This is a genomic window from Calditrichota bacterium, assembly GCA_013151735.1.
Taxonomy (GTDB): domain Bacteria; phylum Zhuqueibacterota; class JdFR-76; order JdFR-76; family BMS3Abin05; genus BMS3Abin05.
In genome coordinates this window covers 1-19,089 of the sequence record JAADHR010000127.1, presented here as the reverse complement: position 1 = coordinate 19,089, position 19,089 = coordinate 1, and the positions used below count along the sequence as shown (strand labels likewise).

13 protein-coding genes are annotated in these 19,089 nt (G+C 48.7%); 1 reads left to right on the top strand and 12 read right to left on the bottom strand.

The genetic code is table 11. The annotated features are described in order from the left end of the window. Positions 1–94 precede the first annotated feature (94 nt). The 9 genes from murG to GXO76_08725 form a co-directional block, all read right to left on the bottom strand. Positions 95–1,213 carry an undecaprenyldiphospho-muramoylpentapeptide beta-N-acetylglucosaminyltransferase gene (murG, locus tag GXO76_08765; GenBank protein ID NOY77945.1) on the bottom strand — a complete coding sequence of 373 codons (1,119 nt, stop codon included), beginning with the start codon at positions 1,211–1,213 and terminating at the stop codon, positions 95–97. Further along, positions 1,210–2,364 carry a cell division protein FtsW gene (locus GXO76_08760; GenBank protein ID NOY77944.1) on the bottom strand — a complete coding sequence of 385 codons (1,155 nt, stop codon included), beginning with the start codon at positions 2,362–2,364 and terminating at the stop codon, positions 1,210–1,212. The genes murG and GXO76_08760 overlap by 4 nt, the downstream gene beginning before the upstream one ends. Positions 2,365–2,374: 10 nt before the next feature. Then, positions 2,375–3,463, bottom strand: coding sequence for a phospho-N-acetylmuramoyl-pentapeptide-transferase (locus tag GXO76_08755; protein NOY77943.1), 1,089 nt, complete (start codon positions 3,461–3,463; stop codon positions 2,375–2,377). Between the two features lie 10 nt (positions 3,464–3,473). Then, a complete protein-coding gene (locus GXO76_08750; GenBank protein ID NOY77942.1) occupies positions 3,474–4,880 on the bottom strand; it encodes a UDP-N-acetylmuramoyl-tripeptide--D-alanyl-D-alanine ligase in 1,407 nt (468 codons plus the stop codon). Between the two features lie 136 nt (positions 4,881–5,016). Next, a complete protein-coding gene (locus GXO76_08745) occupies positions 5,017–7,125 on the bottom strand; it encodes a PASTA domain-containing protein (protein ID NOY77941.1) in 2,109 nt (702 codons plus the stop codon). Positions 7,126–7,221: 96 nt separating this feature from the next. Continuing rightward, complete coding sequence (locus tag GXO76_08740; GenBank protein ID NOY77940.1) at positions 7,222–7,641, bottom strand: hypothetical protein; 420 nt, start codon at positions 7,639–7,641, stop codon at positions 7,222–7,224. A gap of 17 nt (positions 7,642–7,658) precedes the next feature. Then, entirely contained in the window at positions 7,659–8,594 is a 936-nt protein-coding gene (rsmH, locus tag GXO76_08735) for a 16S rRNA (cytosine(1402)-N(4))-methyltransferase RsmH (protein ID NOY77939.1), read from the bottom strand. Between the two features lie 272 nt (positions 8,595–8,866). Continuing rightward, complete coding sequence (locus tag GXO76_08730) at positions 8,867–9,280, bottom strand: division/cell wall cluster transcriptional repressor MraZ (GenBank protein ID NOY77938.1); 414 nt, start codon at positions 9,278–9,280, stop codon at positions 8,867–8,869. A 301-nt stretch (positions 9,281–9,581) separates the two neighbouring features. Then, positions 9,582–10,388 carry a hypothetical protein gene (locus GXO76_08725; GenBank protein ID NOY77937.1) on the bottom strand — a complete coding sequence of 269 codons (807 nt, stop codon included), beginning with the start codon at positions 10,386–10,388 and terminating at the stop codon, positions 9,582–9,584. A gap of 389 nt (positions 10,389–10,777) precedes the next feature. Here GXO76_08725 and GXO76_08720 point away from each other — a divergent pair, with 389 nt between their 5' ends. After that, complete coding sequence (locus GXO76_08720) at positions 10,778–14,635, top strand: PAS domain S-box protein (protein NOY77936.1); 3,858 nt, start codon at positions 10,778–10,780, stop codon at positions 14,633–14,635. A 23-nt stretch (positions 14,636–14,658) separates the two neighbouring features. Here GXO76_08720 and GXO76_08715 read toward each other — a convergent pair whose 3' ends face one another. The 3 genes from GXO76_08715 to GXO76_08705 all read right to left on the bottom strand — a co-directional run. Beyond that, positions 14,659–17,436, bottom strand: coding sequence for an AAA family ATPase (locus tag GXO76_08715; GenBank protein ID NOY77935.1), 2,778 nt, complete (start codon positions 17,434–17,436; stop codon positions 14,659–14,661). A gap of 222 nt (positions 17,437–17,658) precedes the next feature. Then, positions 17,659–18,789: a hypothetical protein gene (locus GXO76_08710; protein NOY77934.1), complete on the bottom strand. Its 1,131-nt coding sequence runs from the start codon at positions 18,787–18,789 to the stop codon at positions 17,659–17,661. A 105-nt stretch (positions 18,790–18,894) separates the two neighbouring features. After that, the coding region (locus GXO76_08705) for a PD-(D/E)XK nuclease family protein (protein ID NOY77933.1) at positions 18,895–19,089 on the bottom strand (195 nt) is incomplete at its 5' end.

The window sequence follows — 19,089 nt, the reverse complement described above, 5'->3', positions numbered from 1 at the left end:
ATTAATTTTTGTGATTTGAATCGCTCTTAAACGTCAATCAGAAAAACGCCTCTCTGCAAAAAATCTGATCCAATTCCGCCCTGGAATAGGGCGCTTATTCGATTTTCAACTCCGTAAAAATATCGTCCACGATTCTTTTTGCCGCATCTGCTTTCGCCAGTTTTTGGGCCGATCGTCCCATTCTTTTCAATTTCTCCGGATCCCTAAGCAGCTCCTGAAGAGTTCTTTTCAGGGATTCCGGCGTGAGATCCTTTTCCAGCAGACAAACCGCGGCACCCTCCGATTCAAAACTTCTGGCATTGAAAACCTGATGACCGCCCGTTGCAAAAGGGTACGGGATCAAGACCGACGGCAAGCCGCAGGCAGCCAGTTCAGCCAGCGTAGTGGCTCCCGCCCTGGAAATAACCAGCGATGAAACGGCATAGGCAGACGGCATATCCTGTATAAAATCAAATAATTTCACCCGGTCATTTGTGCCGACTTTTTCCCGAATCTCCTCAAAATCATGAGGGCCTGTGGCCCACAAAATCTGCACGGGTGTTTCCTCGAGCAAATCCGGTAAAATGGCTGCCAGCAACTGATTGATTCGGCGCGCCCCCTGACTTCCCCCAAAAACAAAGAGAACCGGCTGGTCCGGCGAAAAACCAAATCGACGAAAGGCCTCGTTCCGGTCTGCGCGGTGAATATCGGCCCGCACGGGATTGCCGGTGACTTGCAGTTTGTCGCGGTTCGCAAAATATTCTTTTGAAACCTCGAAGGCGATGTAAACACGCCTGGCTATTCGGGCAAGCAGCCGTGTAGTAGCCCCCGGATAGCTGTTCTGTTCCTGAATAAAAACCGGAATCCACAGCAGCCAGGCCACAAATGCCACCGGACCGCTGACGTATCCCCCCGTGCCGATGACGGCTTTCGGACGCTTCGAAAGCAGCACCCGGAAGACCTTCATCAGACTGGCACTCAAATCAAACGGGAAAAGCACATTTCCGAAACTGAGCCGCCTTTGAAATCCGCGCACCGGAATGAATTCCAGCGAATAATCGGTTGTCGGCAAAATCTTCGCTTCAATCCCCCGCTTGGTTCCCCAGAACGTAATTTCCGCTTCCGGAAGTCTCCGCTTGATTTCATGGGCAATGGCCATCGCCGGGAAAAGATGCCCCCCGGTTCCGCCACCGGCTATGTCAAATCGAAATCGTTTTTGCGAGGCCGTTTTCATTTTTGTACCCAGGCTGCCCGGGGCCGGAATATCCGGCCTCTTTCGGGAGCCACTTCTTCAACATCTGAAGACTGCTTCATAATATTCATCAAAATACCTATCCCCCAGAGAATGGAAATCTGAAAACTCCCGCCGTAACTGATAAATGGCATGGGGAGCCCCTTGGTGGGCAGCAAACTGGTTGCCACACCGGCATTAACAAAGGTGTACAACGCAATTGTGGATGTAATGCCAACGGCCATAAGCATCCCCTCTTTGGTAGAGGCCCGCAGGGCAATGCGGTAGCCCATAATAATTACAACCAAAATGATGGTTAGTACAACCAGAATACCCAAGAACCCAAATTCTTCCCCAAGAATGGAAATGATAAAATCTGAAAAGGGCTCGGGCAAAAAGTGCAATTTTTGCGTGCTGTTATCCAGCCCGACCCCCACAAAGCCGCCTTTTCCCAAACCAACCAGAGATTGAGCTACCTGGTACGATACGGGTTCCCCGTGAATCACAGAGTTTACAAATTTGATGATTCTCAACCGCTGGTAATCGTGCATGAGAAGGAACCCAAGCGGAACAATTCCTGCAAACGGCGCCAAAAATTTGAGGGGAATGCCCCCGGTGATAAACAAAATACCAATAATAATTGCCAGAATGAGCGTCGATCCCAGGTCCGGTTGAAGCATAATCATTCCCAGAAGAATGCCCAGTACGATCAGTTGAGGCAGGAGTCCTTCTTTAAACCGCCCCAAAAGCGCCTCTTTTCGCGAGAGAACATCGGCCAGGTAAAAAATCACAAAAAGGCGCACAAAATCCACCGGTTGAAATTGGAGCCCGCCGATCCTGAGCCAGCGGTGCGCATAATTAATGGTCAGGCGGTAGGGACTGGGAATCAGCACCAGAAGCAAAAGTGCAAACGAGAGCAGGATCAACACGCGGCCGAATTTTGCCCAATTTTGATATGGAACCGCCATACCGATCGCCATTAACACAAATCCGATAATCAACCGGACAAAGTGACGCAGCAGGAAAAAACTGGAATTCCCGTATTTTTGACTGGCAATCGGGTGGCTGGCGCTGTACACCATTACAAGTCCCATACAAATAAGGGCAAATGTGAGCGCTGCCAGATACAAGTATTTTTTGGATTCCTCTCGCATGCCTTCTTTCTTACCGCACTTTAAATGTGGTCAAACTCAACAGCAGCAGCATAATTCCGATGATCCAGAACCGCACCACAACTTTCTGTTCCGGCCAGCCCAGCATTTCGTAATGATGGTGAATGGGTGCCATCTTAAAAATTCGTTTTCCGCCGCGGTAACGGAACGACAACACCTGCAAAATTACGGACAGACTCTCAACCACAAAAACACCGCCAATGATAATTAAAAGCAATTCCTTTTTTGTGAGAATCGCCAGTGTTCCCAGAGCACTTCCCAGCGCCAGCGAGCCGGTATCGCCCATAAACACTTCGGCCGGATTCGAATTATACCAGAGAAAGCCGAGAGCCGCCCCAATGGCCGAGGCACAAAAAACGGTGAGTTCTCCGGCTCCCGGCAAATACGTAATATTCAAATAGCTCGAAAAATCCACCCGGCCGCTGATGTAGCTGATCGCCGCCCACGCCATAACCGCGATTCCGACCAGGCCAATGGCCAGTCCATCCAGGCCGTCGGTTAAATTGACGGAATTCGACGTCCCGGCAATCACAAAAATGACCATGGGAACGTAGAGCCATCCAAAATCCAGCATATAATTCTTAAAAAACGGCAAAAATGTTTTTGTGTTGACTCCTGCAAAAACGGACGACTTGAGCACGATAATTCCGATAACCGTCCCCAGAATAAACTGCCCTGCGAGTTTGTACCGGCCCACCAGGCCCTTGGGTTTTTTCTTGATCACTTTGAGATAATCGTCCAAGAATCCGATTCCTCCCATCCACAGTGTAGCCAGTACGATGAGCTGGGTAAAAATCGTGTCCAGCCGGGCAAAAAGCAGAGTAGGAACTAAAACGGCAATTAAAATAATCACCCCTCCCATTGTGGGAGTGCCCTTCTTTTTTTGATGCCATTCGGGGCCGTCCGCCCGGATTTCTTCCCCGATTTGATACCGCCGGAGCAGTCGGATGATCCAGGGCCCCACCAAAAAACTGATGAGAAGAGCCGTAACCGCCGCAAGCGCCGAACGAAATGTAATATATTTAAATAAGTTAAACCCAAAATAGAACGATTTCAACGGGTACAAAAGGTGATAAAACATGGGCGCGTCCTTATTTCTCGGGTGAATGGTTTGCGTAGCGATCCTTCAAAAACCGAACGATCGTTTCCATTTCCATTCCCCTGGAACCCTTTACCAACACCAGATCACCACCCCTCAGGTAGGCCTGAAGAAAATTCTCCAGGTCCTCTTTTTCTTCAAAATGATAGGCATGAACCAGGCCTTTTTCGAGTGCGGCCTTGTGAATGGCACGCGCCTCCTCTCCAAAAGTCAACAGAAAATCGGTTCCCATTTCGGCCGCGATTTCGCCGACCAAACCATGCTGCTCCTCACTTTTAGGCCCCAGCTCCAGCATATCGGCCAGGACCGCAAATGACCGCCCCCCGCGCTGATGCCGAATATGGGCCAGGGTTTTCAGCCCATATTCCATAGAATTCAAATTGGCATTGTAGGTGTCGTTGAGAACCAGGATGTCCCCCAGCTCCAAGAGTTCCATCCGTTTCCCCACGCCTGTAAAGGCTTCCAGAGCCTGTTTAATCTGCCGAAGGGACAACCCGGCGTGCACACCCACTGCCGCCGCTGCCAGAGCATTCGAAACCTGATGAATTCCCGCCACGCGGAGATGAATCGTTTCGCCATTGACACGGAACACCGCCTGACCCCGATCATCCAGCGACAGAAATTCACCCTGCACATCTGCATCCGGGGTCAACCCAAAGGAACGTTTTTGGGGTAACACCCGGGCTATTTCCCGAACCAAAGGATCATCCTGATTGATAAAACCCAGTCCATTCTTCCTGGATAAATAGGTAAACAGCTCTCCTTTGGCACGGGCCACATCGTGAAGGCTGCCAAAATACTCCAGATGGGCATTCCCCACATTGGTCACCAGACCCCAATCCGGGTCGGCAATCTCACACAGACGGGCAATCTCGCCAAAATGATTGGCACCCATTTCAACGACGGCAAACTCCGTTCCCGGATCAATTTCAAAGAGCGTTAAGGGCACCCCAATGTGATTGTTCAAATTACCGGAATTTTTTACGACACGGTAGCCTTCTCCCAAAACGGCTGCAATCATTTCCTTGGTTGTGGTTTTTCCATTCGATCCGGTAACAGCCAGTACTGGAAGAGTGAATTTTCTCCGGTAAAATGCACTCACATTTTGCAGGGCCTCCAGCGTATCCTGAACCACAATCATCCGTCCGGAAAGCCGTCCCCCCTGCTTCTCAAACCCTTTCTGGTCAACCACCGCCGTTACGTCCGGTACGCGAAAAACAGCATCCAAGAAAGTGTGAGCATCGTGGCGCTCCCCTCGTAAAGCAAAAAACAGATCACCCGGCTCCACTTTTCGTGAATCAATGACCACGGCGTGCACGGGTTTTCCGAGCGCCTTTTTGGAAATATGAAAAAGCCGGCCCCCTGTTGCGCGCTGAACCTCTTGTATGGATAAATTCATTCACCTTTTTCCGAAAAAAATTGATTTCTGCTCCATCAGCGGGCAATGAAGGGTAACTCTCAAAGCCGCCGACACGCGTTACCAACACCCTTTGTCGATCCTGACAAATTATTCAACACAGAAAAATGAAGGAAGTTCACCCTGTATTGATGCGCGGTTTACACGTAATTTTACAGATCTTTTTCTTTGATTTTACGACCGATTGTCCAATGACAAAACCCGTTCCCTCAATTCGTACATCGTAACCGAACGAAGCCAGTCTGGCAACGGCCTGCCTGAGGCTCAGTCCGCGGACATCGGGAACATCGGCATCCTGGCTGGTTGAAAGGGCCTTTTGATTCTCCAGTGTCACGGAAACAAGAGAGCCACGTTTTACCAAATGTTCGGGAGCAGGATTTTGCTTAACAACAAAATTCCCGTGAGTGGCCGCGGCAATTTTCAACCCGGCTTTTTCAAGAATGGCTTTTGCCCGTGAATAAGCCATAAACTGCACATCCGGAACAGACGTCCATCCCGCTTTTTTTTGATTTGTGGCCTGCGCAACGGAACCGAGCGGCAGCCCCCTGTCCACGGAATCCACAATCCGCTGCATAATTTTTCTGAAAATGGGTGCAGCCACCTCGCCGCCGTAATACTTTTCCCGGGGCTCGTTGATAACCACGGCACACACAATTTTGGGATCGTCCGCGGGCACGTACCCCACAAAGGACGCAACGTAGCGTTTTCGCGAATAGCGGCGGCGTACCGGATCGTATTTTTGGGCCGTCCCCGTTTTCCCGGCAATGGCCACATTTTTCAGCGCCGCCCGCCTCCCCGTGCCCACCTTTACAACCCCCTTAAAAATGGTAGTCAGCAATCGGGCGGTTTGCGCCGACAGAACCCGGCGAATGGTGTCGGCTTTCACCTCCCGAATCGTATCTCCATCCGAATTAAGCACCAGTTTCACCACGTGAGGCCGGAGCAGGTAGCCGCCGTTCGCCACCGCCGCATACGCATTGGCCAGTTGAAGCGTCGTAATCGACACACTGTACCCAATAGGAATACGCGTAGCATCCGACTTGCTCCAAAAAGTGGCATTCCTCAAACGGCCGCTGGCTTCCCCCGGCAAATCAATGCCGGTCCGGTTTCCGAATCCGAAGGCCCGCGCCATGTCAAAGACCCGCTTTTTTCCGATCGCCCTGGCAATTTTTGCGACTCCGATATTACTGGAGTGTTCAATAACCTCCTTGAAGGTCAAATTTCCAAACGGTTTGTGGTCGCGGATAGAGACCCCGCCCATTTTGTATCGTCCCTTTTCACAGAAGATCGTGTCATTCAATTTAAATCGTCTGCTTCTCAACGCGGCGGCGGCGGTAACAATCTTAAATGTTGACCCCGGTTCGTACACATCTGTGATGGCGCGGTTTTTATAGCGGCTGACATCATAATCCCGATATTTATTGGGATTGAATCCGGGATAGGTCGCCATGGCCAGAACCTCACCGGTTTTGGGATCGAGCATAACAATCGTCCCGCTGCGTGCTTTGTTTTCAACCACTCCCTGTTCCAGTTCTTCCTCTGCAATCATCTGGTAATTCATGTTTAACGAAAGAATCAGTGTTTCTCCGCGTGTGGCCGGTTTTTCAGGAAGATTGAGCCCCGGCGAAAGATGACTGAGGGCATCCATTCGAAAATATTTCCAGCCGTCTTCACCTTGCAGAATGGTGTTGTACATTCCTTCAACGCCGTTCATCCCCTGATTATCAACATTTGTAAATCCAATAATCGACGCCCCGGCCTGATTAAACGGGTAAATTCTCCTGTTTTCCCGGATGGTCTGAAAACCGGGCTCTTCTTCCCGGCTGGGCAATTCCCAGTTCTCAATTTCTTCTTTCTGAATATCTCTTGCAAGATAAACGAAACCCCGTTTGGGACGAAGTTTTCTTAAAATGGTTCGAGGGGGTTGATGCGTTGCTCGGGCAAAAAGAGTGGCTAATTTCTCACGATCTCTGATTTTGGAAAGGTCTGCACCCAGAGAATAGCGGTAAACATTGTCTGCCAAAACGGACAAATTTCGATCAAGAATCAGCCCCCTTTCCCCCTTTAGCGTCACTTTTACACGAGATTTATTCTTTCGAATTTCACTGTACTTTTGGCGGGAAATAACCTGAATCGTGAAAAAACGGGATAAAAGAATCCCATAAGCGAAAATCGCCAGTCCAATCCAGACAAAGATAATTTTTCGAGATTTTCTTGACTGTTCCATTTTATGTGTCGACCACCCAATGTTTCAGTTGATGTGTAAAAAAGTTTCAATAATGAATCGTTGAAAACAACACAACAGGTGCGGTGGCACATTCTTCTATTTTGAAAGGAGCTGTGCAATTTTCGCTGGAACCTCTTGTTGCGCAAATTTTTTGCGAGAATTGTCTGACGCCAGAGCCTTATTTTCTTTTTCAAATGCCGGAGAATACCCCAGAAGAATCGGCTCGTGATCGGGATCACTCAGCCCGAGCCGCTCCCGGGCAATCCGCTCAATCCAGCCGGCACTGGTCAATTGCGTGATTTTGGCTCGCAACTGCTTGTTTTCATCCTCCAAATTCGCAATGATCCGCTTATTCGTGTGAATCTTCTTGAGCGAACGTTTAATGGTGTCTTTTTGCCACAGATGGCCCAGGAATAAAAGGGTTACCAGAGCCACAATCCACGTCATTTTCCAGGAAAGATGACGTTTGGTTACCTTTCGTTTGACGGTGCGGCGTTTCTTTGCGCGTATTGGCATTTGATTGTCTCACATTCTCAACATTTTTCCGCAACCCGCAGTTTGGCACTCCGTGACCGGGGATTGCGTATTTTTTCCTCGGCCGTCGGCTCAACCGGCTTCCGCGTCAGTATTTTCAGCGTCGGTTCTTCTTCACAGGAACAAATCGGCAATTCGGGCGGACACTCACAGGGTTGGGCCATTTTTCTGAAAAAATGCTTGACCAGACGATCCTCCAGCGAATGGTAACTGATAACCACCAACCGTCCGCCCGGTTTCAATACCCGAACCGCCTGTGACAACGCATTTTCCAGATGATTCAGTTCCTGATTGACCTCAATGCGAATGGCCTGAAAAATGCGGGACAGGACCTTGTTTCGATGAACGGGAGAAACCATTCTGCCAACAATTTGGGCCAGTTCGTCCGTCGTCCGAATGCTTTCATTTTCCCGCGCCTTCAGGATGGCCATTGCAATCCGACCGGCTTGTCGTTCCTCGCCGTACGCCTTGAAAATCCGCTTCAGATCGTTATACGAATAGGTATTTACAACCTCAAAGGCACTCAACCTGTCGGAAACATCCATCCGCATATCCAGGGGACCCGGATTCAAATAGCTGAAGCCCCGCCGACCTTCGTCCAGCTGGAACGAGGAAATTCCCAGATCCAGGAGAATGCCGTCTACGCCGGACCACCCGCTTTCCCGAAGAACCGCTTCCAATTCATCATAATTTGCCTGGCGAAGGAGAACCTGATTTCCAAACCGGCCCAGACGCTTTCGTGAAAACGCAATGGCATCCGCATCCCGGTCGATGCCGATAAGTTTTCCTCCGGTCGATAAACGCTCAAGAATTCCTTCGGCGTGCCCGCCCCCTCCCAGAGTTCCGTCGATATAAAGTCCCGAAGGATCCGTAATGAGTGAATGCAGAACATGCTTCAGCAAAACAGGAACGTGGTAATTGGAGGCATATTTTATCGATTTTTCTGACAATTGATAATACCCCTTTCCCGCAGAATGGCCATCCAGTTGAATGTCGAAAAGCATTCCCGTACTGACATGAATTGAACTTTCCAGTGCCATTTCCTGTGAATACTGAGCTCTGGCCAGCGTAAAATCAGACAAACTGAGGTGGTTCCACAACGGATGAGTGCGAGTCCACTCCTTTGAATGCTTTCGTAATGCCAATAATTCCGTTGTCGTCATGGTCCCTGCATTTAATCTTGATTTTTTTATTCGAATTCGATATCTTAATCTGCAGCCAGATTTTCGCTTACATACGCTTGATAGGTTTGAGGATTCCAGAATTCCATTTTGTCGACCGTACCCAGGATCAACACCTCTTTCTGGATTCCCGCTTTTTGCATTAAATGCGCGGGCAGGTAAATTCTCCCCTGCTTGTCTATTTTTACAACATCAAAATTGGTGGCCATTTGTCGAATCCGTAATCGAACCTGCGGATCATCGTAATCTTTTAAGCGGTTTCGTTCAATTATTTTTTCCCACTCGTCCAGGGGATACCCGTAAAAACTGTTGTCGTGCCCCAAGGTGAGAAATAATTTATCGCGAATCTTCTCATCAATGGCGTTTCGGAAAATAGCAGGAAGGCTCAGACGACCCTTGTCGTCCACGGTGGTTGCCGCATTTCCAAAAAGATAGGACATTCTCCTATTGCCTTCCTATATTTTCCTATTTACACCTTTTTATTCCTATGGAACAATTATAATACTTTTTGACGACTTTGTCAAGTGAAAAATCTGAATATTACCAAAAATTCACATTTCGAGGCACATCTTATTGTTTTTCAAGCAGATTCGACGGAGTAAAGCATCCCGGAGGAAGGGAGCGGAATGTCATAAAAAAGAGACAATTCTGGGCAGGATTCGATGGTCAATCATCTCCCAACTTTCCTATTCTTTCCCCCTATTTTTACAACTGAATATGCGGACCGAAGCGGGTCAAATTTTACTCGCCTATTCCCGGTAAAAAGGAATCCTGCAATTGGTCCAGGGTTTGAACACCTTGATTCTCCAGGCGCTGCAGCATGCGATTGAAAATCCGGCACAGGGTCAGTGCATCACTGCGGGCGCGGTGGTGCTGCGGCAGGTCGATTCCAAAATAGGCGGCTACGTGGGGAAGGGTGTAGGCGTCCAGGCCCGGGAGCCACTTTTTAAAGAGAATCAACGTGTCAATGACCGGGGCAGCCAGGCGGAAGTGGGTTACCCGGCTCCATTCAAGATTCAAAACGCGAATATCAAATCGGGCATTATGGGCAACCAGTACGGCATTTTCTGCAAAATCCGCAAATTTTTGTAAAACAACAGAACTATCGGGTGCCTGTTCCAGGGCTTCACCTGCAAATCGAGAGGGACCCGTCCAGCCGGGGGAAAGAGGGCGGCCCGGATTGACCAGGGAATAGAATTCATCCTGTACGGCCCCTCCTTTTACCTTAAAAGCGGCCAATTCCACGATTTTCGATGATTTTCCGCGGCCGATAATTTCCACATCCAGAACAACAAACGTTGTTTCCGCAAGCGAGACGGTCAAACAGAATTCGGTACGGCCAAAAAGCCATCGTCCATCCACGAGCTGAAAACGGGCGTCTTCTCCCAAAAGTGCCTGCAGTAATTTCAGCCCGAGTGCCTCTGTTATATTTTCCATCTGGAACAGATATTCTGCCAATTCTTTGCAGGGAATGCCGTCAGGATTTTCCTTTAGGACGCGGATGGCTTTCCGAACCAGCTCAGATTTTATGTGAAGATTCTTTTGCATTTGGGGGCTGTGTTTTTCATGGTCATTCTCAATCGTTTTACGAAAAAGATCATCTTCCTGAGTATTCTGTAAACCCTGTCAATTCTATTCGCTAAGCGTGTTTTCTCAAAAATGAATTCGATTAATACATTATAGCCTATTTTACAAAAAATTAACTTGACATTCAACTGAATTTCTTATTTCATTAAATCGGGGTATGTGCCGATTAATAATTACGGGGACTTTGATATCACCGTTCTCCAGCAATTAAATGGTCACGGAGAAAGGAGCTGCTGGTTGAAAATACACAATTGGAAACTGCCCGGGGAAATGGATTCCCTGCGGTTGCTCAACCATAAGCGGCGGGTTATGGGAGACCTTTATTAATTTTGTCAAGGATGATTCGTCGTATGACATATCAAAAATTCCCGAATTTGTTTCCTCATTTCTTAAACAAGCGGTTTGTATTTCCTTTAACCGTTGGAATTATTTTTGTCCTTCTGGGATTCATTTCATTTTTGAACCTGAAGATTTACCGGACCAATCAGAAACAGCTCATTCAGGAATTCCAGCAGGAACAGCAGACCATTGCGCGGGCAATTGGCACCAATCTTTCGAACACCTTTAATTCAATCTATAAGGAATTGGGGTTTTACGCGCTTGATCCGCGGATCCAGTCGTCCGATTATGACAAGCTGCAGCCTGCCTTAAAAAGTCTGTATTCGGCGCTTGCCCCCTCCGTAAAGTCTATTTCGAGAATGGATTCAAACGGTGTTTTGGTTGCCGTTTTTCCTCCCAACCCCGCATCAATTGGAAGAAACATTTCAAACCAACCCCATGTTCGGTATATCCTGGCACAGCACAAATTTGTCATTTCAAAACCCATTCAGGCCATACAGGGATATAAGGCCATCATCATGCACGTTCCGGTTTTCCGGAAAAAAAACGCACAAGCCATTTTTTCAGGATCCCTGGCCGCGCTTATCCCGGTGGAATTTCTCCCGGACCTCTTTCATAAATTAATCACCTCAAATGATCAAAATGATCATATTTTTGTGGTTGACAAAGACGGTACAATTATTTCACACAACAACCGGGATTTCATAGGGAAGAATCTGCTTTCGATCACGGGAATAACCGTCAGCAAAGATTCTCTTGCCCGCGCTTTTCAGGCGCATCACGAGATCGCCCTTTTCCAAAAATTCCCCTTCTTCCGAAATTCTTTTGTTGCGGGGCAGGATATTAAGATTGGCCGTTTTAATTACCGCTTGTTTATTGTCGGGCCGCGTTCGGAGCTTTCCAGACCGTTAAAACAAGCCTATGCCCGGCAACTGCTGTTGTGGATCATTTCTCTGATCGTCATTCTTCTTCTTTCACTTATTATTATCCGGAGCTACCGCAGGTGGACGGAAGACCTTAACAACGAGCTGGACAGCCGCACCCAAAGCATACTGGAGTCCGAAAGAAGATTCAGAGACCTTTTTACCGAAGCCCTCGAAGGCATTTACCAGAGCACCCTGGACGGAAAATTTATTCAGGTCAATCCGGCCTTCGCCAAGATGCTTGGCTACACGTCCCCCGATGAGCTCATGAATATTGCCATTGCGGAAGGCATTTATCTGCATTTGGAAGACAGAAAAGCATTTGTTCAAAAATTAACGAAAGAGGGTTCGGTTCATAATTTTGAATCTGTCCTCAAACGCAAAGACGGCTCCTTGCTTTTCGCTCTGGAAAGCGCCCGACTGCTTACTTTTCCTGATGGGTCCCAGTTTATTCAGGGAAGCATCCTGGATATCACGAAACGGGTATCTTACGAGGATCAGCTGAAACACAACCATGTGTTCTTAAGCCGCCTGATTACGTATTCAAAAGATATTAATCAGGAAATTTCCCTTGAGGGAATTTTCGATAAAGTAACCCAGGCTCTGACGGAAAATTTTTCATTCCCTTTTGCCTGGATCGCTGCCCGGGATTTGGAAAACAAAAAAATCCACATCCACAGTTGGAACGGGGGCGGAGAAAAACTTATCCGGCTTCTTCTGAATGACGACAATTTGTCGGAATGTCTTGAGAAAATCCTGGTATCCTGTATTCACAACAAAGTTCCGCTCACAATTCAGGATTTTGAGACGTGTTTCTGCAAGAGACATCAAAAAGCTGCCCGGGAATTGGGATACAAATCGGCCATTTTTCTCCCGATCATTATTAAAAAACATCTCCCATTGGGATTCATTGCACTTTATACCACAAAGAACGAGGGCTTTTCCGATGAAGACCTCGCTTATTTGCAGACATTTTTGAGCCTGACGAACATTTCTATTGAGCGGGCACTCTATTTTGCTGAAATAAAGGAATCCGAACAAAAATACGCCACATTGGTCGAACACGCTTCTGACGGTATAACCATTGTTCAGGACGGGGTGTTCAAATTTGTGAACCCCCAACTGGCCAGAATGCTGGGATACAAGCAAGAGGAAATCTTAAACCAGCCCTTTATTCCCTTCGTCAGTCCGGAGTCTCTGCCAACGGTAAGCAAATTCTACAAAAGTCGAATGGCGGGAAAACCGGCACCTCCCGTTTACACCGTTAAGGCCGTACACAAAGACGGGAGAGAAATTCCCATTGAAATCTCGGTCAGTCAAATTACGTACAACGGGCGAATTGCCTTATTGGATATCATCCGGGATCTCTCATTTCGTGAAAAAGCGGAGCAAAGCCTCAAGGAATCCGAAAGTCGCTATCGCCATCTTTTTGAAAGCGCCCTGATTGGAATTTCACAATTCTTTCCGGACGGCTCATTTTTAACCGCCAATCCCACGCTGATTCATATGCTCGGCTATTCCAACGACGATGAATTGCTTCGGATGAATTTCAGGCAATTGCTGAAAAACCCCGATGAATTTGACGATCTTCTGAAGAAATTAAAAAAGTCAGGACGGATTACAAATTTTGAAGCGACATTTAAGTGCCGCGACCAGTCAGAAATTATCGTCCAATCAAATTTTCGGGTGGAATTCGGTGAGAACAAGGAGTGGCGGTACATTGAGGGAATTCATCAAAACATCTCAGAGTGGAAACGCCTGGAACAGCAGCTTTTGCAGGCCCAAAAAATGGAAAGCATTGGTATTTTGGCCGGTGGAATTGCCCACGATTTCAACAATATCCTGACGGGAATTATCGGAAGCGCCAATTTTATGCTTGAAGATCTGTCCCCGGATCATCCGTCTTATGAAGATGCCCGGCAAATTGTGGAACTTGGAGAACGGGCGGCCCGGCTGATTCATCAATTACTAACCTTTAGCCGCAAAAATAATGTAACGAAAGAAATACTGAACTTGAATCACTTCGTCAAGGAATCCATAAAACTTTTTCAACGGACATTTCGGGAGAATATTTCATTTCAAATCACAACTCACCCCGTCAGTCATATTTTGGCTAATCCGGAACAAATTCACCAGATTTTACTGAACCTTTCCATCAATGCACGCGACGCCATGCCCCAGGGCGGCACCATCAGTATTGAAACCAAACCGATCACCATTTCGGAGGCCTATCAGGCGTTCCACACGTACGCTCAACCCGGAAACTACGTTTTATTGAGCGTTTCAGACACAGGAACCGGAATTCCCAAGAAATTTATCGACAAGATTTTTGATCCCTTCTTCACAACCAAAAAACTGGGAAAAGGAACCGGTCTTGGGCTTTCGGTTGTGTACGGAATAGTGAAATCGCACAACGGGTTTATTCACGTATACTCCGATCCCAAGCAGGGGACAACCTTTAAGATTTATTTTCCGGCCATTCAGGAAGAGAAACAAAAGACTGCTCCGGAGAAGACAAAAAATCATGTAAGCGGGAATGAACGTATCCTTTTTGTTGAGGACGAAGATTTTGTGAGAAAAACGGCCATTCGAATTCTGGGGTCCAAGGGCTACACCGTTATTCCTGCAACGGACGGCGTTGAAGCGCTCACAATATTCCAGGAAAAAATGGAACAAATTGACCTGGTGATTTCAGACGTTGTTATGCCGCAAATGAGCGGTCCCCAGCTTATTCAGGAGATCCTCCGGCTCAAGCCTTCTCAAAAATTTTTCTTTGTTTCCGGATATAGTGCAGGTCAAATTACATTTGAAAACTACAGCGGAAAAATTGACGTCGTGCCCAAACCCTTTGACAGCGAAGAGTTCCTTCAAAAAGTGCGGGATTCACTGGATTCCAACGGGGTCCATCATCTTCAGTCCGACCGGGTTGTGGCATCACCCCACTAAAAAAATCCCCGGCACCCCAGAACCTACCCGTTCATCTCCAGAATCATTCTTCGCTCGGGCTCCACGTGTCTTTTGATCCAGGCCGCAACATCTTCATCTTTTGTAAAGAGAATAACCTGATTTTTTTCCGATAATTTAGTCAAAAATTCCAACATATTCAGCAGCCGCTGGTGATCAAAATGCACAAAGGGGTCGTCCAGAATGAGAGGCAAAGGTTCAGCATTCTCACTCAGCACTCTGGCGATCGCCACACGGAGCAGCAAATAAATCTGTTCCTGCGTCCCAAGGCTGAGCTTCTCCGATGGCTGAACCTCTCCGGTTTCGGGAACAACAAGGTTTACACGGAAGGTTTCCGGGTCGATTCGGACATCGCTGTACCGCTCCCCTGTAACCAGGCGAAGCCCGTCTCCAACGCTTTGATTAAGCATGGGTGCCAGATCCCGATGGTAGCTTTCCATGACATCCCGAAGAGTGGTGCGAGCCTTTTCCAGAGCATGCCGCACATTCAGAAGCTGCCGCACGTCACGGTCGGCCTGAGCCAGTTCCTCTTCAATCTCCGCCTGCGGCCGGTGCGCAGTCAGTACCGTTTGAATGGTCGCTTTCAAACCTTCGATCTGCTTTTCAAGCTCCTGCCGCCGCTGGTCGAGGGTGGTGTATTCGTGCAAAAGCTTCTGCGACGTCCACCCCGAGGAAAGCCCCTTTAATTCCGGATGATGCGCCACCAAAGCGTCCCGCTGCTGCTGCCATTCCTGTCGCTGCTGCTGCCATTCGGCTTCGGATTTTCCGGAAAAAAGACCCTCCAGTTCCGACTGCAATTTTTCCGCTTCCCGCTGGAGCCGATCCCTTTCCTTCCGCTTTTCAAGCAGCTTTTTAAACTGCTGCAGCGCCTTTTCCAGATCCTTCTCGCGAATTCCGGCCTCCTGCAGTCTCTCCAGAAGAGATTCACGGGTCAGTTCCAGCCGATCCTGAACACGCACGAGATCTTTGCGGGCCTCTTCCAGAATCCGTTTTTCCCGATCGAATTGCTCCTTCAAACCAAAATAGGATTTGAACTGGCTGCCAATCGTTTTTAGCTCCTCCTCCGATAGGGACTGGACCCCGATCGACCCGAGGTATTTCAGGAGCTGAAACTCCACCGAATCCAGTTCCTCCCGTGCCCGCTGGCGGGCATCCGCCTTTCGGGACAGGCCTTCAAATTGAAGCCGTTTCTCCAATAAATCCCTGAAATTTTCCACGCCCAGATCAGTTAGTCGGGAGCGATAATCGGACTCGAGGTCATTTTTCCGGGCAATGAGACCATTCAAATTCGTAATCAGGTCGTTCAGGCTGTTTGAGTGGCGTTTCTGCTTTTGTGAATAAATGAAAAAGCCCGCTGCCGCGAGAATGGCCAAACTGCCGCCGGCAATGGCCCCCCATGGAGCCAAACCCCACACCAACGACAAGAAAACGCCCACCATTCCCACAAATCCAAGGCCGGAAAATCCCCACCGCATTGTTTTCGTAAAGGGGGCCTTTTGAGCCAGCTCTTTTTGTTCCCATTCCAGATTCCGGATATCCCGCTGCAAACGCTCCAGGTCTTCTTCCTGCTGGCGGAGGGCGCGGGAGTCTTCCGCACTCAACTGGTAAATCCGCTGTAAACGCTCCACATCCAGGTTCTGAGACCTCAGCCGCTTTACTTCCTCATCGTACTCCCGGGCTGCATTCCCAAAGGCACGATGCGCCACCTCCCACCGTGCCTGAAGAGCGGCAAATTCATCGTAGGACAAAAACTCTGCCAGTTTTTCCATGCCCGCATATTCTGACAACGCGTTAAAAAGTCCCTTGACCACGCTTTGCTGTTGGGCAATCTTCTCCCGAATTTCTTCGATCTGCTCTTTTTGATTGTCCAGCGTCTGAAATTTTCGGACAATTCCCTCCCGAAGGGCATCCGAAATGGGTTCCCCCGCTTTAAGTGCGTTTATTTTTTCCTGAAGGGATTTGAGCCGGTCCCGAATGTCTTCCGAACGCTTCAGGTTCTGATCAAGCTCGAGGATCCGTTTATCGAGAATTAAATACTGGTATTGCAGTAATTTGGTTCGATCCTTCTGAAGGGTGCGCTCCATGTCCTGTTTTTGCAGCACGGCGTCGTGAAGGGATTCTCTGGCGCGAAGCAAGGCGTCGTACTCCGCCTGCAGTTTCTTCAATCGCTCCTGAGCCAGGGGAAGCCGTTTAATTCGGGCACGGTCACTTCCAACGCGTGCAATTTGACCCTCTAAAAAGGCAATCACCTCTTCCGCAGAGGTCTGTGTCGTCCCGGAATCCAGTAAGCTGATAATTTCATTCACCAGCCCCGATTTATTTTGGAGGGATTTCACCTCTGCCTGGCGGACAAAAACAGTGGATTCAAAGATTTCCCGGCTGAGGCCGGTGTGTTCGGCGGCAAATGAAATATTCCCGTGGCGCCGAACCTTGAATTGCCGGGTGAGGTCCTTCCCGGTCTGTGCATCCAGCACCTTTGTGGGGACATCATCGTCAGCAAAATTGCGCAAAATCTGAAACTGCCGGCCGTTTTCCAGCGCGTAGGTCAGTTGAAGTCCGTAGTGGGCATGCGTCCAGGGTTTGAAGCGAAGGTGCTCCTGTTTTTCAAGCGTGCTGGCTCGATTTCCCTGATAAAATCCGTAAAGGGCCGCCAAAATCGCCTGCTGAAAAGTGGATTTCCCCGCTTCATTGGGACCCCACACCAGATTGAGGGCCGGTGAAAAATCAACCGACAGCGTGGCTAATTTTCCAAAGCCCTGAATAGATACGTGAATCAGTTTCATGGAATAGTCCGTTTAGAAAATGCGCAACAGCGGCACTTAAAAATCTCATTTTAAAAGCCGCGAATGCGCGAATGAAATATGTGTGCATTTTCGCTATGACAAAAAAAATATCCCGTAAATCCTGTCAAAATACTCCACGACACAAATCTAATTTCAATAAAAAACCCATTCGTGAAAATTCGCAAAATTCGCGGGCAAACCCCTTTTAGAGCAACCCGGCGATTAATCCGTCACAATTTCTTTCTTTTCAAACGCCAGCAGGCCGAATGTAAGGGCATCTTTAATCAGCGTTTTCTGCTCGTCCGAAGCCGATTCCATCTCACTCAGCAAACGGCGCACAAATTCACCCCGAACGGTCTTTTCTTCTCTTAACTCATCGAGCGGAAAAGCCGGAAGGGTGTGATCTTCCAGAAAAACATGTAAAAAATTTTCCGGCAGATTTTCCCGAAGTACGGCCAAATCCCAGGCCACATCCGGATGCCGGGTGCCTTCCAAAATCACCCGAGCCAGGACCTTTGGCCCGGCATGTTCCCGAAGTTCCTCGTGAATTTTGGCCAGAATAGCGTCCCGGTTGCTCAGTTCGGAAACCGCTACGTTTTTTTGAACCGACTGGTAGGTGCTCGTGGAGATGTGGCGCGCGGACAGGCCACCCGTTTCAATCTCCAGTAGAACCGCCCCGTGCAATCCCGATTCACAAAAAGCAAGAGGCTCGGGGCTTCCCGGGTAAGCCAAAATCGGGTTTTCCTCCGGAGACAACCGCCCCTGGTGGTAATGCCCCAACAGGGCAAATGAAAATCCTGCCCGCCCGATTTCTTCCGGAACAAACGGCGCATGGGTCACCTTGTTCGACGGCACACTGGACATGTCCGACCCGTGCAGCAGTAAAATGTGGATTCTATCGTCAGGAACCCTGAATTTTTTCAAGGGTGCCTCCCGCCACGACGGCGAGGGGTGGGCCAACCCCCACAGGACAATGTCTTCCGAAAGGGGAATGGGTTCCAGTTTGGGATGCGGAAAAATAGTCACATTTTCCGGCCATTTGGTTTGACGGTAAAGGGAGTCCGGCACCAAAGGATCGTGATTGCCGGGGGCCATAAACACGGGAATGGCACCCAACCGAGCGAATTGCTCGGCCAGAAAATTACCCGTATCGGCCGTAAACCGTTCCTGTTCGTACAAATCGCCGCCAACCGTTACTGCTGCCACATTTTCGTGCAAGGCAATATCGATCAAACGCTTAAGGGCTTCCCGCAAGGCTTGTCGGTACTGCCGGGCCACGTCTACGGGGAACCCCATTCCCGCAAATGAAATGTCCAGATGAACATCTGCAAAATGGAGAATCTTAAAAGCCATGTGGTTTTACTCTCTTTTTTCGAATAGGTTGTTCATTGAAAAACCGGACCGGGAAATCTTTTCGTCCCTGTGCCTTTGTAGCCAAAACAAAAAAATAAAATTCCTTTAACTCTGCACGCTGGGGCAAATGGAATTAAACGCGCAGTAGCGGCAGCTCATATAATCCGGCCGGGCTTCAAAATCTCTCTGGCGAATTCCATGAGCAGCCGTTTGAATATCGTCCAGGAATTTGTCCATTTTCATTTTTTCCACATCCACGGATCCGGTCTGTCCCGATTCCAGAAAGCGGAGTTCCACACG

Bases quoted from the DNA above. Each gene is read 5' to 3' on its own strand.
- murG (NOY77945.1), bottom strand. From the start codon at position 1,213: ATGAAAACGGCCTCGCAAAAACGATTTCGATTTGACATAGCCGGTGGC.
- GXO76_08710 (NOY77934.1), bottom strand. From the start codon at position 18,789: ATGGCTTTTAAGATTCTCCATTTTGCAGATGTTCATCTGGACATTTCA.
- GXO76_08715 (NOY77935.1), bottom strand. From the start codon at position 17,436: ATGAAACTGATTCACGTATCTATTCAGGGCTTTGGAAAATTAGCCACG.
- GXO76_08725 (NOY77937.1), bottom strand. From the start codon at position 10,388: ATGCAAAAGAATCTTCACATAAAATCTGAGCTGGTTCGGAAAGCCATC.
- GXO76_08720 (NOY77936.1), top strand. From the start codon at position 10,778: ATGACATATCAAAAATTCCCGAATTTGTTTCCTCATTTCTTAAACAAG.
- GXO76_08745 (NOY77941.1), bottom strand. From the start codon at position 7,125: ATGGAACAGTCAAGAAAATCTCGAAAAATTATCTTTGTCTGGATTGGA.
- GXO76_08750 (NOY77942.1), bottom strand. From the start codon at position 4,880: ATGAATTTATCCATACAAGAGGTTCAGCGCGCAACAGGGGGCCGGCTT.
- GXO76_08740 (NOY77940.1), bottom strand. From the start codon at position 7,641: ATGCCAATACGCGCAAAGAAACGCCGCACCGTCAAACGAAAGGTAACC.
- GXO76_08730 (NOY77938.1), bottom strand. From the start codon at position 9,280: ATGTCCTATCTTTTTGGAAATGCGGCAACCACCGTGGACGACAAGGGT.
- GXO76_08755 (NOY77943.1), bottom strand. From the start codon at position 3,463: ATGTTTTATCACCTTTTGTACCCGTTGAAATCGTTCTATTTTGGGTTT.
- GXO76_08760 (NOY77944.1), bottom strand. From the start codon at position 2,364: ATGCGAGAGGAATCCAAAAAATACTTGTATCTGGCAGCGCTCACATTT.